The sequence below is a fragment of the Luteibacter sp. P4_E6 genome, from assembly GCF_056401535.1.
The window spans coordinates 1-13,026 of sequence record NZ_JBFUJE010000073.1; the positions used below are offsets into that span (position 1 = coordinate 1).

Annotated in this window: 14 protein-coding genes and 1 pseudogene; 5 read left to right on the forward strand and 10 right to left on the reverse strand. The window is 61.1% G+C overall.

The genetic code is table 11. The features are described from left to right. Positions 1 to 46: 46 nt before the first annotated feature. Positions 47 to 334, reverse strand: coding sequence for a DUF1330 domain-containing protein (locus AC1DT2_RS07105; protein WP_477295452.1), 288 nt, complete (start codon positions 332 to 334; stop codon positions 47 to 49). Positions 335 to 403: 69 nt separating this feature from the next. Then, positions 404 to 1,138: an SDR family oxidoreductase gene (locus AC1DT2_RS07110; RefSeq protein WP_477295454.1), complete on the reverse strand. Its 735-nt coding sequence runs from the start codon at positions 1,136 to 1,138 to the stop codon at positions 404 to 406. Positions 1,139 to 1,292: 154 nt separating this feature from the next. Here AC1DT2_RS07110 and AC1DT2_RS07115 point away from each other — a divergent pair, with 154 nt between their 5' ends. After that, positions 1,293 to 1,667, forward strand: a complete 375-nt coding sequence (locus tag AC1DT2_RS07115) for an energy transducer TonB (protein ID WP_477295456.1) — start codon at positions 1,293 to 1,295, stop codon at positions 1,665 to 1,667. A 10-nt stretch (positions 1,668 to 1,677) separates the two neighbouring features. On the opposite strand, the gene AC1DT2_RS07120 is transcribed toward AC1DT2_RS07115, so the two are convergent. From AC1DT2_RS07120 to AC1DT2_RS07130, 3 genes are read right to left on the reverse strand one after another with little or no spacing between them, the layout of a single operon-like run. Further along, positions 1,678 to 2,664, reverse strand: a complete 987-nt coding sequence (locus tag AC1DT2_RS07120; protein WP_477295458.1) for an acyl-CoA desaturase — start codon at positions 2,662 to 2,664, stop codon at positions 1,678 to 1,680. Positions 2,665 to 2,712: 48 nt separating this feature from the next. Continuing rightward, positions 2,713 to 3,192 carry a hypothetical protein gene (locus tag AC1DT2_RS07125; protein ID WP_477295460.1) on the reverse strand — a complete coding sequence of 160 codons (480 nt, stop codon included), beginning with the start codon at positions 3,190 to 3,192 and terminating at the stop codon, positions 2,713 to 2,715. After that, a complete protein-coding gene (locus AC1DT2_RS07130) occupies positions 3,185 to 3,763 on the reverse strand; it encodes a DUF4166 domain-containing protein (protein ID WP_477295462.1) in 579 nt (192 codons plus the stop codon). The genes AC1DT2_RS07125 and AC1DT2_RS07130 overlap by 8 nt, the downstream gene beginning before the upstream one ends. A gap of 80 nt (positions 3,764 to 3,843) precedes the next feature. Between AC1DT2_RS07130 and AC1DT2_RS07135 the strand changes: the two genes are divergently transcribed. Together AC1DT2_RS07135 and ubiG are read left to right on the forward strand one after the other, a co-directional pair. After that, positions 3,844 to 4,167, forward strand: a complete 324-nt coding sequence (locus AC1DT2_RS07135; protein ID WP_477295464.1) for a metalloregulator ArsR/SmtB family transcription factor — start codon at positions 3,844 to 3,846, stop codon at positions 4,165 to 4,167. A gap of 14 nt (positions 4,168 to 4,181) precedes the next feature. Continuing rightward, positions 4,182 to 4,970 (forward strand): bifunctional 2-polyprenyl-6-hydroxyphenol methylase/3-demethylubiquinol 3-O-methyltransferase UbiG, encoded by a 789-nt coding sequence (gene ubiG, locus AC1DT2_RS07140; protein WP_477295466.1) that lies wholly within the window; start codon positions 4,182 to 4,184, stop codon positions 4,968 to 4,970. Between the two features lie 40 nt (positions 4,971 to 5,010). Here ubiG and AC1DT2_RS07145 read toward each other — a convergent pair whose 3' ends face one another. Next, on the reverse strand, positions 5,011 to 5,691 hold the full coding sequence (locus AC1DT2_RS07145; protein WP_213949057.1) for a type 1 glutamine amidotransferase domain-containing protein: 681 nt from the start codon (positions 5,689 to 5,691) through the stop codon (positions 5,011 to 5,013). A 78-nt stretch (positions 5,692 to 5,769) separates the two neighbouring features. Continuing rightward, positions 5,770 to 6,378: a TetR/AcrR family transcriptional regulator gene (locus tag AC1DT2_RS07150; RefSeq protein WP_477295468.1), complete on the reverse strand. Its 609-nt coding sequence runs from the start codon at positions 6,376 to 6,378 to the stop codon at positions 5,770 to 5,772. Positions 6,379 to 6,666: 288 nt separating this feature from the next. Here AC1DT2_RS07150 and AC1DT2_RS07155 point away from each other — a divergent pair, with 288 nt between their 5' ends. Continuing rightward, positions 6,667 to 7,560 (forward strand): alpha/beta fold hydrolase, encoded by an 894-nt coding sequence (locus AC1DT2_RS07155; RefSeq protein ID WP_477295476.1) that lies wholly within the window; start codon positions 6,667 to 6,669, stop codon positions 7,558 to 7,560. A gap of 56 nt (positions 7,561 to 7,616) precedes the next feature. Here AC1DT2_RS07155 and AC1DT2_RS07160 read toward each other — a convergent pair whose 3' ends face one another. The 3 genes from AC1DT2_RS07160 to AC1DT2_RS07170 form a co-directional block, all read right to left on the reverse strand. Further along, a complete protein-coding gene (locus AC1DT2_RS07160) occupies positions 7,617 to 8,450 on the reverse strand; it encodes a hypothetical protein (protein ID WP_477295470.1) in 834 nt (277 codons plus the stop codon). Between the two features lie 223 nt (positions 8,451 to 8,673). Beyond that, positions 8,674 to 11,733 (reverse strand): TonB-dependent receptor, encoded by a 3,060-nt coding sequence (locus AC1DT2_RS07165; RefSeq protein WP_477295472.1) that lies wholly within the window; start codon positions 11,731 to 11,733, stop codon positions 8,674 to 8,676. A 521-nt stretch (positions 11,734 to 12,254) separates the two neighbouring features. Further along, positions 12,255 to 12,503 (reverse strand): hypothetical protein, encoded by a 249-nt coding sequence (locus AC1DT2_RS07170; protein WP_477295474.1) that lies wholly within the window; start codon positions 12,501 to 12,503, stop codon positions 12,255 to 12,257. A gap of 308 nt (positions 12,504 to 12,811) precedes the next feature. On the opposite strand from AC1DT2_RS07170, the pseudogene AC1DT2_RS07175 reads away from it, so the two are divergent. Next, positions 12,812 to 13,026, forward strand: a pseudogene (locus AC1DT2_RS07175) (hypothetical protein); the annotation flags it as partial.

The following is a 13,026-nucleotide window of genomic DNA, read 5'->3' on the forward strand; positions in this document are numbered from 1 at the left end:
AGTACGGCCTGGTGTCACGCATCATCGTGCGGCGGGATGAACTGTCTCAGACGCCTTCGATCATGAAGACCCGATAGTCGGAACCCTTCAGCCGGTGCTCCTTCGCTTCGCTGTACAACGGGCTGTTGTACCAGGCGAGGGCTTCGTCCTTGCTGGGAAAGCTGAGGATCACCGAACCTTCGATGGGACTACMTTCCAACGTCTGGATGTCCCCGTAGAAGGCCAGGGGCGTCAGGGGATGACCTTCACCCGCATGGCGGGCTTTCTCGGCGTAGATCGCCATTTCCTTCGGGTCGGTAGTGCGTTCACGGGTGAAGACGACGTAGGTTGTCATGACTCGATTCCTGAAAAACCGTGGGACGGAGAGCTGGCCGTGCACGTCGCACGGCCAGCCGAAATAGCCTTACCAGGGAAGCGTCTTGCCGAGATAGGTGAAACTTCCCGTGGGGCCTTCCGCACCGATCAGTGCCATGCCGACGCTGCTCTTCGCGCCGGTCGGCACGTCGATTTCGCCGTGACCGCCGTTCATGTCGGTCTGCACGTAGCCCGGATGAATGGCGTTGACCTTGATCGGCGTGTCGCGCAGTTCATAGGCCAGATGCACGGTCCACGAGTTGATCGCGCTTTTGGAAGCGTCGTAAGCCGGCAGCTTGAAGTTGTAGATCGGCGAATTCGGATCGACATGCAGGGTGATCGAGCCCAACTGGCTCGACACGTTGACGATGCGCGCCGCCGGTGCCGCCTTCAGCAGGGGAAGGAAGGCCTGCGTCACTTCGACCACGGCGAACAGGTTGGTGTCGAAGGTTTCGCGCCAGGCGGCCAGCGTCTGTTCCGACGGCGCCTTGCCCATGTCGTCGACGAGGATGCCGGCGTTGTTCACCAGGATATCGAGTTTGCCAAAACGCGAGGTCACGTCGGCGACTGCCTTCGTGATGCTGTCGCCGCTGGTGACGTCGAGCACGACCGACTCGACGGGCAGACCCTCGGCCTTGAGCTTGTCCGCCGCTGCCTTGGCGCGACCGGCGTCACGGCCCGCGAGAAGCGTGGTCACACCGGCCTCGGCCAGCTGACGAACCGTTTCCAGACCGATGCCGCGTGTGGCGCCCGTAACGAGGGCAACTTTCTGTGTAGCGTTCATGGCGTGTCCCTATCGAGAAATGGCGATACAGCCCGGAATGGCCGGGCGCTGGGTATCGACATAGGGATGCCTTAGCTGGAGATAAAGGGGGTGGTCGACTGGCAGCGCAACGCGATGGACGTTACGCTCGGCCAGAATCGGAGTCAAAGTCGCGATGAGTCAGACCTTGCTCGCCCTGCTTCTGCTCGCCAGCCCGGACACGGCGGTGGTGGATTGCGGTGTTGCTGCGCATAAGGCAGAGATCGCACAGACCATGCTGAGTGTGAGGCGACCGGTGCCTGTCGAAGCCACGGTGGGCGAATTCCCCACGGCGGAAGGAACGCATGAATGCGTTCGGGTGACGTTTTCGCTGACCCCTTGGGGAACGATGTATCGGCTTCGTTTTGTCGAGACATCGGGCAACGCCGCCTTCGAACTGGCGGCGAGGCGTGCGATCGACAGGTACAAATTCGAAGGGTCCGTTCCTGGCATCTTCGAGACGAAGACCCTCGTCCTGCATGGCATCGACAACAAGAAGCCCGCGGATTGATAACCGGATATCAGCGCATGCCTTCGCTAGATGCACGCAGCGCAACCTGTCCGGGCGCGGCGACTGACTCGGCACCGGGGCGAACCGGTGTAATGCCGGCGCGCGGCGGGAGGTTCGAGGGAAGTTGGACGTTCCACGCCAGTCCGAAGTATTCCAGCACCTGGATGAAGCGGTAACCCAGATCGATCTGGCCCGGGTACAGCCCATGACGTGCCGAGCCGGGAAACGCATGATGGTTGTTGTGCCAGCTCTCGCCCATCGTCGGGATAGCGGCAAGGGGAACGTCGTGCGCCTGGATGCCGGCATGATCGACTGTCCAGCTCTGCGGTCCACGCGTGTGGGCAAAGTAAGAGATGAACCAGTGCATGGTGGTGCATGCCGCGACCCGGACGAAGACGCCCCAAACCACCCACGGCCAGCCGCCGAAGTAATACAACACCAGCGCTAGCGGGATCTGGTGGAACTTCCATGTCCGCTCGAGAAACCGGAGGAAGGGATCGTCGGCGATGCCCGGACCGGGATCGAATCCCGGCGGATTGTCCAGAACGAGGCGGCAGTGAAGATTCCACCAGCCGTCCTTGAGCAGGCCATGCCGATGGGCCAGGAAGTCATGGCACGCCGGCTGGCGCTGCGCCCAGTCGCGCATGTCATGGGTGCGAATGGTCCAGAGCGGGCCGCCCATGCCCACAAGCGCTCCCATCCACGCCAGCAGACGCTCCAGCCATTTCGGGCAGGCGAAGCTTCGGTGCACGAGACGGCGATGAAAACCTACCGAATGGCCGCTGCATAGGGTGACCGCCGAGAGGATCAGGAAAACCCCCAGTGCACTCCAGCTGACGTAGAAAGGCGCGAGCACGACCGCGGCAGTGAGCATGCTTCCGTTCCACAGCGAGCGGATCGGGTCCCAACGCACGTGGCCGTGTATGGGATTGACGCCGGGACCGAGGATAAGCGAGTTGACCTTGTAGGGATCGCGTTGGGCAATGTCTTCGATCATGGGGGYGTCCGTTCTGAGGTGGCAGGAAGGTCTTTCTGAAAGCAGCGTCTAAGTCGCGAGGAGGCTCACTACGGTGACCAACAGAACCATCGGCGCCAACATCAGCGAGAACGACAAGCAGACGAGGCGCAGGTACGCCAGAACGTGGCCCAACGTCGGTCGTGCGGAGGCTGTCGGTGCGAATCGGGTGCGTAGTTCGTCTATCGGAAGCGTGAGCACATGGCTCGACGGCGGCAGTCCGTAGAGCGACGTGCCGTGACGACCACGCAGGAAAGCGGCGAAGGTACGTCCAGGCAGAAAGATGGCTCCCAGGCCCACCAGCGGCAGACAGAACGCCGTCGCGCCAGCATGGGGAAAGCGTCCTGCGGCAAACTCCCAGGCGGCCATCTGCATTTCACCCGCAGGAGTGAGGGGGAAGCCCGTGAGTGCGTGATGTAAGTCGTGCCGGGCAAGCGCGGTGCGGCGCCAGGCGAAGTTGGGCAAACGTACGTGCAACAGGCCGTCGCCGAGATACCAGGTCTCATCCATGATGGCTCGGTTCCAGGACGCCGCTGTAGCGAATCACTTCACCGAGAACCGGCACCGCGAAGGCGACGTGGAATCGGTAGTGGCCACCTTCGATGCGCTTATAGGCCGTCGAACGAGGGATCATCCACAACGGGATACGCATGCCGCGCAGGCTTGCGCGCATCACGCGCCAGTACCACCCGCCGTCGATCACGTCGACGGCCAACGCGAGCTCGAGCGTACCGGTCTTCTCAACCCAGTAACCCTCCGGCCAGTGACCGACGGGAACGAAGGTCGAGCGAAGATCATGGGTGTCGTCGAAGCACCGATTCCACGACAGCTTCTTCGCGTCATGGCGGATCGTAACGGTCAGGCGATGCTTGCCTGCGGTATCTGGCATACCGAGCTTGCGCGCCATATGGCGTCCGAACGCACTGGCCACGGCACTCTCGCCGAAGCGCAGATCCACGGTGCCATGCAACTGACTGTCCTGGCCATGTAGCGTCTGAAGCAAGGGATGGAGCTCGCCGAATCCGGCGCCAAACCAGTCCGCGACCGCATGGGTGCCCTCTGTTCCGACCGCTGTGCTCATGACCGCCCCCTTTTTGGCGATGGAAAGACTCCGTCCTATGCGCTAACATACACACTAGTTAACTAAATAGCTAATTAGTTATGAAGATTGATGCGACCTTCGAGGCCCTGGGCTCCACCACGCGACGGAAGATCCTCGCCTATCTGTCCGAGGCCACGCTGACGGCCGGTGAGATTGCCGACCGCTTCGACATGAGCAAGCCGGCGTTATCCAAGCACCTGAAGATTCTCGAGAACGCGGGCATGGTCCGCAGCGAGAAGAAAGGCCAGTTCGTTCATTACAGTCTGGCCGACGAGAACATGCTGGCAACCCTGCACAGCTTCCTGACCACCTTCTGTCCCGTGGGTGGACCCCTGAAGCGAGAGAGCGCGGCGATTGCCAGGAACAAGCGCAAGACCGACTGACACAAGGAAGGCTCATGCAGGAAATAGACAACGCGATCTATGACCGGGTCGCCACCACGTGGTGGGACCAGGACGGCTTCATGTCGTTATTGCGCACATCGGTCAATCCGCCGCGGTATGCGTACTTTCGCGAGGCGCTGGTCTCGCGTCTTGGCCGGGACCCTAAAGGACTCCGTGTCCTTGACGTGGGTTGTGGCGGTGGCCTGCTGTCGGAAGAATTCGCCGCCATGGGTTGCGACGTCACCGGCATCGATCAATCCCTGCCGACACTGGCCGCCGCTCGCCAGCATGCCGACGCGTCGGGTTTACCCATCCGCTATCTCGAAGGCAGTGCCGAACAGCTGGCGTTTGAGGCGGGAACGTTCGACATCGTCTGCTGCTGCGATGTGCTCGAGCACGTGGACAACCCCGATGCCGTCATTGGCGAGATATCGCGCGTGCTGAAGCCCGGCGGGGTTTTCTTCTTCGACACGATCAATCGCACGTTCAAGAGCAAGCTCGTCGCGATCAAGCTCGCGCAGGACTGGCGTCTGACCCGGCTCATTCCGCGGGATGTGCACGTGTGGGAGAAATTCATACGACCGAGTGAGCTCGTTGAGCTCCTCGATCGCCATGGCATGCCGGGGTCTGAGCTCGCCGGACTCTCGCCGGCGATGAATCCATTCACCGCCCTCGGTGCGCTGATCCGGAACAAGCTGGGAACGATGACGTTTGCGGAGCTGGGTGAGCGGGTCAAGCTCAAGCAGAGCAAGGACCTCTCCATTTCCTATATGGGCTTTGCCGTGCGCTCTGCCGCGGCGTAAACATCGGCGGGCCTTCACCCACGGTTGGCCCGCCATGCACTCATACCGAGAGCTGTTTCATCAGCACCGCTGCGGCTTCCGATGACGAGGCCGGGTTCTGGCCGGTGATCAGCAGGCCGTCGGTGACGACATACGAGCCCCAGTCCGGCCCCTTCGAGTAAATGCCGCCCTTGGCCTTGAGTTCGTCCTCGACAAGGAAAGGCACGATCTCGGTGAGGCCCACGCCGGCTTCCTCCGTGTTGGTGAAGCCGGTGACCTGCTTGCCTTCGACCAGCGGCCTGCCGCTCGATGCCTTCACGTGGCGAAGCACGCCCGGCGCGTGACAGACCAGCGCGACCGGCTTGCCGGCTTCGATGAACGACTCGATCAGCGCGATGGAATGCTTGTCTTCGGCGAGATCCCACAGCGGGCCGTGGCCACCCGGATAGAACACGGTGTCGAAGTCGGCCTGCGACACGCTGTCCAGCCGCACGGTGTTGGCGAGCTGGGCATTCGCCGCCGCGTCCGCTTCGAAACGACGGGTGACGTCGGTCTGAAAAGACGGCTCGTTGCTCTTCGGATCCAGCGGCGGTTGGCCGCCCTTGGGCGAGGCCAGAACGATCTCGGCGCCAGCGTCTTTGAACGTGTAATAGGGCGCGGCCAGCTCTTCGAGCCAGAAGCCCGTCTTACGACCGGTGTTGCCGAGTTCGTCGTGCGAGGTCAGAACGATGAGGACTTTCATGGTGGTTCTCCTGGTGGTGATTGTTGAAGTAGACCAGTCGTCTACAGCACAGGTAAAAAAATAAGCACCGCTCGCCTGTCAGGGCGAAAGGTTGAGGATCTGGCGCGTGGTCTTCATCGCCGTGTGGAAAGGCTCRGTGTTGCGGACGATCTTCACCATGACGCTCGCGCCTAGCCACAACTGGTACAAGCTTTGCGCGACATCTGCCGGCGCTTCGTCGACCGCTAACGAGCCGTCGTCCAACCCGGCTTCGATCGCACCTGCAAGCTGCCCGATGATTCCCGAGGTGCCGCGCTTAAGCGACGCGCGCATGGCTTCGGACAGGTCCGCGACCTCCGCGCCCAGCTTCACGGCAAGGCATTTGCCCTGGCAGTCCTGGAAGGATTGGTTGTCCTGCCAGGCCTGGAAGTAGTTCTCGAGTCGACGCGACATCGGGCCGCCTGCCTGACGCAGCGTCCGGTCCATGTCGGCCAGGTAATCCTCGAAGTAGTCCTCCAGCAGCGCTTCGCCGAAGGCTTCTTTCGAACCGAAGTAGTGATAGAACGAGCCCTTCGGCACGCCGGCGGCGGTGAGAATCTCGTTGAGACCGACGGCAGAAAAGCCCTTGCCGCCCATGATCCGCTGGCCAGTGGCCAGGATCTTGTCGCGGACATCGGACGATTCGGTGGGGGCGATAACGGGGCTCATGGGGTGAACTATAGACGCAATTAGACCGGTCGTCTACTGCAATCTTTCCCAGTCGCTGACGATGACGGAATGACCCTGGAACGGTCATTCACCAAGACAGCAATCTTCTGCAATTCTGGCCCTTAATGTCGCTTCATAGTGCCTTTGTCATCCAACCTCCAGGGGAATTCCATGAGTGAGACCGAAGTTAACGCGCCACATGACGCCCCACGCCGCAAGTTCGTCACCTCGGCGGGCCTGACGGCCGGCGCCCTCGTCGCTGGCGGCGCATCTGTCGTCCAAGGCGCCATGGCCGCGCCTGCTCCAGCCCCTTCGAAGTCCGCTGCCGGAGCGCACCGGGCCGAGTCGTCGACCGTTGTCACCAAGGACGGCGTCGAGATCTTCTTTAAAGACTGGGGCCCGAAGGACGCACAGCCCATCGTGTTCCACCACGGCTGGCCCTTGTCGGCGGACGACTGGGACGCGCAGATGCTCTTTTTCGTCGGGCACGGCTATCGCGTCATCGCGCACGATCGGCGCGGACACGGCCGTTCGCAGCAGGTGAGCGATGGGCACGACATGGATCACTACGCAGCCGATGCGTGGGCCGTCGTCGAGCACCTGAACCTGAAGAACGCCGTGCACATCGGTCACTCCACCGGTGGTGGCGAAGTCGCCCGCTACGTGGCGAACTACGGCCAACCGAACGGTCGCGTGGCCAAGGCCGTCCTGGTAAGCGCGGTGCCTCCGCTGATGCTGAAGACCGCGGCGAATCCGGGCGGCACACCGCTCGACGTGTTCGATGGATTCCGCAAGGCCCTGGCTGAAAATCGCGCGCAGTTTTACTTCGACGTTGCCTCAGGCCCCTTCTACGGCTTCAATCGGGCGGGTGCCAAGGTGTCCCAGGGCATTGTCCAGAACTGGTGGCGTCAGGGCATGATCGGTGCTGCGAAGGCGCACTACGACGGCATCAAGGCTTTTTCCGAAACCGACCAGACGGAAGATCTCAAGAAGTTCACCGTCCCGACCTTCGTCATGCATGGCGATGACGACCAGGTAGTCCCTTACAAGGATGCCGGTGTGCTCTCAGCAAAGCTCATCAAGGGCGCGAAGCTGAAGATTTATCCGGGTTACCCGCACGGCATGCTGACCGTGCACGCCGATGAACTTAACAACGACATTCTCGAGTTCATCAAGAGCTGACTTGCGGTTCAATTTCCGGTCGGGGCGCAACGCCCGACCGGACGTCGGATGCCGTATCAGCCGCCCGGCCGGCAAACAAACTGGTGCTTGATCGCATCGTAAGCATCCAGATGGCTGTCGAAGATCCGCTCGCCCGCGACATAGCTCAGGCTACAGGCGAGCTTGCCGGTGCCGTTTGTCCGGATGCTTCGCTGGCGAACGAGGCCGTGGTCCGTATGCATAACGATGTCGTATTCCAGGGCCCGGTAGCCGTCCCAGGTGACTTCGACCGGCGGCGAGACGTCGAGCGTCAYGTTCTTCAGGCTGGCAAACGCACGCTCACTCTTGACGACCACGTTTATCCCGGCTTCCAGCGTCACGGAGGATGAGTTTCCCTCCTTGATGGCGATCAGGTTCGCGGCGGATTGCTTGTTGACGGTCAAAACGGCCCTGCTCGTTACCATGTTCCCGGCTACCGCCCGTGACACAGGAAGCGCCGTCCAGCCTGCGGGCCACGTGAGGCTGGGTGCAGGCATGGGATCGTGGCTTGCTTCCCAGGCCAGCGTCATGACACTGGGAAGGGTCACGACCACGGTCAACGTGACGATGCCGGCGATGCGATAGCGTGAGCCGACGAGAACGCTGATGAACGTCACGATGGCGGGTATGAGCAGGACCACGCCGGCGGCCGCGGCAACTACGAGCGGCATGCGGGACGGCGTCGGTAGCAATGTGGCGAACCGCCACCATGCAAGGAGCATCAGCGCCACGGCCGCCGCGATATAGGCGAGCCACGGCATGTCTTTCCCGCCGCTGACCGTTGTCGGCGCGGTTGTCGGCGCGCCCAGCGGTGACGTTGGCGGAAGGTAAGGCGACGCCGGTGGCAGATCCGGTTGCGGCTCGTTCGTCATGTTTTCTTCCGGCATCACGGGCAGTCCAGCTGAAAGCCGTGCCGGGGCGGCTACGGGTCATCAGGGAAACAAAAAAAAGCCCTCGAAACCGAGGGCGATCTGGGTAGAGCTCTATTCGTCGCCTTTGGGGCGGTAAATCCGCCCCGGACTCTTGTTGTAGATAGGCGTGGGCCCGTTTCCATTCAAGCCGTAGCTTGTCGTGAAACGAGCCGTGTGCGACGGATCAATAGTCGTACGTTACGCCGAAGCGGAAGTAGCGAGGCGTCTCGAACGCGATAGGCACGTTGTAGGTCGGCTCCGGCGCGTCAGTCGTACCGAGGTACGGATCCGACTGGGTCTTCTTCTGCTCATTGAACAGATTGAAGACATCGATCGAGAGGCCGAGCTTGCCGTCGGCAAATGCCGGGCGATAGGCGAGCGAAGCCGAGACGACGTGCGTGATCGGATTGCGGCCCACGGCACCCGGCGGCGATGGCTCACCACCACACCAGTGGTAGGACTCAACGCCATAGCCAGCGTCGATCTGGTCGGGGCCGAAGCCGCCGTAGCAATTACGCGGTGCACCGGAAACGATGGCGATGTTGCCCGAGACCTGCCATTCCGGCGTGATCTCGTAGGCACCGTAAGCCTTCAGTGCGTGCGTATGATCGTTCGCGAGCTTGCCGTTCGAATACACCATCAGCGGGGCGTTATCCCACGCCTGCGTGACCGACGGGTCGCTACGCGTACCGGCGTCGGAATCGGTCTGGCCTTCGCTGTTGCCGTAAAGCTTCGAGTATACGTAGCTGACGTTACCCCACCACTTGCCGTCGCCCTTCTCGCGCTGCAGATGCAGCTCGAGCGCGTAGTAGTGGCGCTTGAGCTGCGGGAAACCGAGCTCGTCGTTGGTGGCGCGGACACTGTCGTAACCACCGGCCGCGTTTGGCGCCAGGAACGTGTTGGCACGACCCGGGTTGAACAGATAGCAACTGACGCCGGCCTGGCTCAGGTCAACGGCGGAACCGCTGGCGGTGAACAGCTGCTGCAACTGTCCCGCCGGGTTGTCGCCCGTATCGCAATAGTCATCGATCGCATTGCCGAGCTTGCGATAGGTCGCCTTGGCGCCGTAGACCCAGTTCTCGCCCCATGTCTTATCGAAGCCCGCGATGTACTCGTCCTGGTACTCCGACTTCAGGCCCTTCGCGCTGACCACGGTCGGATCCTTCGGCTGGCCGTATTCGTTGTTGGGCGAGTACGGCTGACCCGGGCCGTTGACCGTATTGAGCGGCGTCAGACCGAGCGGATAGCCGTTGGACGGATCGATACCCGTGTACGAAAAGTACGTGTTGGTCTGCGTGGAAGACGACGCACCGCGAAGCGCGGGAGCCAGCGGCAGTGCGAGGAAGTAACGCCCCGCGTTGCCGTAGACCTTGAACGTGCTGTCGCCGTAGACATCCCAGGTGCCACCCAGGCGCGGCGCCCACTGCGGCTTGGTCTGGGTGATGTAGGCCACGCCATTGCCGTTGTAGTTGGTGAACTGGTCGTTACGGATACCGAGTGACAGCTTGACGGTATCCGATACCTGCCACTGGTCCTGTACGTACTGCGCGCGCTGACGCACGCGCACCGAGGCGGCGGTCAACTGACGGTACTGGGAAACGTAGTACGGCGTACCGACCGGCGCGTCGACGGCACCGCCTGCGATGGAGCCACCGTTAGCGACCGTGTCGTAGCTCCACTCATAGCCGGCGTTGTTATAGACCTTGTCGCCGTCGTTCAGATCCCGGCTGTTCTGATTGTCGATACCGACCGAAAGGGTGTGATCGCCGAGCACGTAAGAGAGGTCGACGCGGTAGTTCGACACCTTGCTTTCATGGGCCGGGTCGCTGATGGTGGTCAGGTTCTGCGCGTTGGTGATGCCTTGCGGGAAGCCTGGCGTCAGAGCCGGATCCTGATTTCTGGCACCAAGAATGGGAATCAGGTTCGGATCGGTGGTACCGGTCTGCGTGAACAGCTTCGTGTCCTGCTTACCGTACTGGGCGGTCAAGGTCAGGCTGTCCGTTATGTAGCTCGTGTACTTCGCGATCCACATCGTCTGCTTGGTGCTGGTCGCGGTATCCGGCGCGATGAAATCGCCATCCTGGCGCGTGTCGTTATCGAACGTGTACACCTGGCCGGTGTAGTCGTGCTTTTCGCTGGCAGCGGTCAATTCAAGCAGATTGCTATCGTTGATATTCCAGTCGAACTTGGCGTAGATCTTCGGATCTTTGTAGGTCTGCACGTAGTTCTTGTTCGACGAGGCGATCTGGACGTTATCGCCCTTGGTCTTCTCACCTTCCACCGCGATGAAGGCAAACAACGTGTCCTTGATCAGCGGGCCACCTGCGTAGGCCGAGTAGATGGCGTCCCAGCTCTTGTTGAGGTTGCGATAGCGGTAGGTCTGTCCATCGAGAGACGAGCTACCCGGGTATTTGGCGTTGATCGGAGAGGCGTAGGAGAAATCCGGAGTCCAGAGGATCTGACCGCCGAAATGGAATTCGTTGGTGCCGCGACGGCCGACGATACTGATCACGCCACCGTCCGAGCGACCGTACTGTGCACCGTAACCGCCGGTCAGGATTTCCTGCTGGTCGATGGCACCGTATGGCAGGGTCATGCCACCGTAACCCGCGATCGGATCGGTGGTGTTCATGCCGTTGATGTAATACGCGTTCTCGGTCACCGAAGAGCCGCCGAACGAGACCAGGGCTTTGCCGGTCGGGCTCTGGAAGCCGGTGCCGGTTGCACCCTGCGACACGCCCGGTGCCAACAGGGCAATCGCTTCAGCCGAACGTGCCAGCGGCAACTGCTTGAGCTGGGACTGGGTGATCACGGTGCGCGAGTCGAACGTGGAAACGTCGATCGGCGGCAACGCGTTGCCGACAACGGTCACACCCTCAAGGTTAGCGGCATTCTGTGCGCTGGCAGCGGCGGCAGCAAATGACACATCGGTACCGGCGTTAACGCGCAGCTCGACATTGTCACGCGAATCGACGGTGGTCCCGCCCTTGACCAGGCTGACTTTGTAAGTGCCCAGCGGCAGGTTTGCGAAGCTGTAACGACCGGCTGCGTTGACCGTGGTGGTACGAGTCACACCCGAGCCGCTGGTGATCTGAACGGTGTCGCCGGCTTCGGCTGAACCGAACAGGCTACCCGTGGTGGCCTGGGCGAAAACGCTGCCGGTGAGACCCATGCCCACCGCGAGCGCGAGGGCCAAAGACGAACGACGCAGGACCGATGCCTGCCCGATAGTGCCAACAATCATTCCGTGTCTCCCCTGATCGACCCTCGAAGGGCCAAAGAAAGCAATAAAGTCCGGCCAATGGCCAGGACTAAGTGATTTCACATTTACCCCGGCCAGAAGGCCAACAGCGACAGACTCCTCCAAAGCCGATCGCTGGCCCCGCCGTGTACTCGTCAACTCTCAACAAGTACCGACCCGAACCTGCCTAACTAACGAAACGTTCAGTTCGGTGTGGCCGGAGTTCGAACATATGCCCGACGTTAGCTAAGTGTCAACACGTTGTTGCGTTTTTGAAATGACATCGTCTTCACAATTCATCGCAAGCAATTTCGCAATGAGCCGCAAGCACTTACGAACACGCCGCACGATGCGATCATTCCTAACTGAAAGGTGTTCTTGCCTTCACCATTCTCCGCGATCGGTAGCATTTGCAAGGACTGAGAAAGACCAGATCGCGTTTTCACAGCGCCAAGCCGGACCGACACAGCGTTAGCGAGGTCTGCCGAATATGGGCATCTGCGAAGCAATGTATTTCAGCCCAACTATGCCACCTGCACCCGCTTCCGAATGATGTCCGCAAGCACGCCCTGCCCACGCATGCGCGTCGCAAAGTTCGAGTCGTAATCCTTCCCGCCATTCATCTGCTGAATCAGGCTGATGATGTGCGAGGCGCGACCTGGGTATTGCACTTCAAGCCACTCAAGAGACAGCTGCTTGAGCGCGGGAATAACCGGCGCAACCAGAACACCCACTGGCCCGCCCGCCTTGGTCAACGTCTCCACGGCCTTCATGCGCCGATGTGGTGCGCTCGCGCGCGACTCGAGCGAGCTTGATGCTCGAAAGTTGCACCCTCCCCGCCCGGCCATCAGATATTACGATCTAAATCGTAGATTCATTTTTTTTAGCAGACGCAGCAACCCCATCCGCGCTCAAGCGCACTCATGCGCTCAGAGTCGTGGCCTTCGAATACGAGCACCCGCATCCGCGCCGATGGCGTGATACCCGAACCTACTTAACTTAAACGATTGCTGACCCTGTCGGACGAGGCCGCCTCGTTATTTCCGGCCCAACCGATTCTTTCATACAGAGCTCGATACGAATGATGAAGTCCACTGCAGACGTTCCGGATGGTTGGGTTATGCCTGTTGCATCCACGATGAACGAGCACGAAATTTCCTCGACGACGACGGTGGCCCCAGCCACCCGCGCCGAACGCATATCCAGCATCGATGTGCTTCGTGGATTCGCATTGCTGGGCATCTTGGTTATGAACATCGACAGCTTCGGCGACGTGCAGGCGGCACACGACATTCC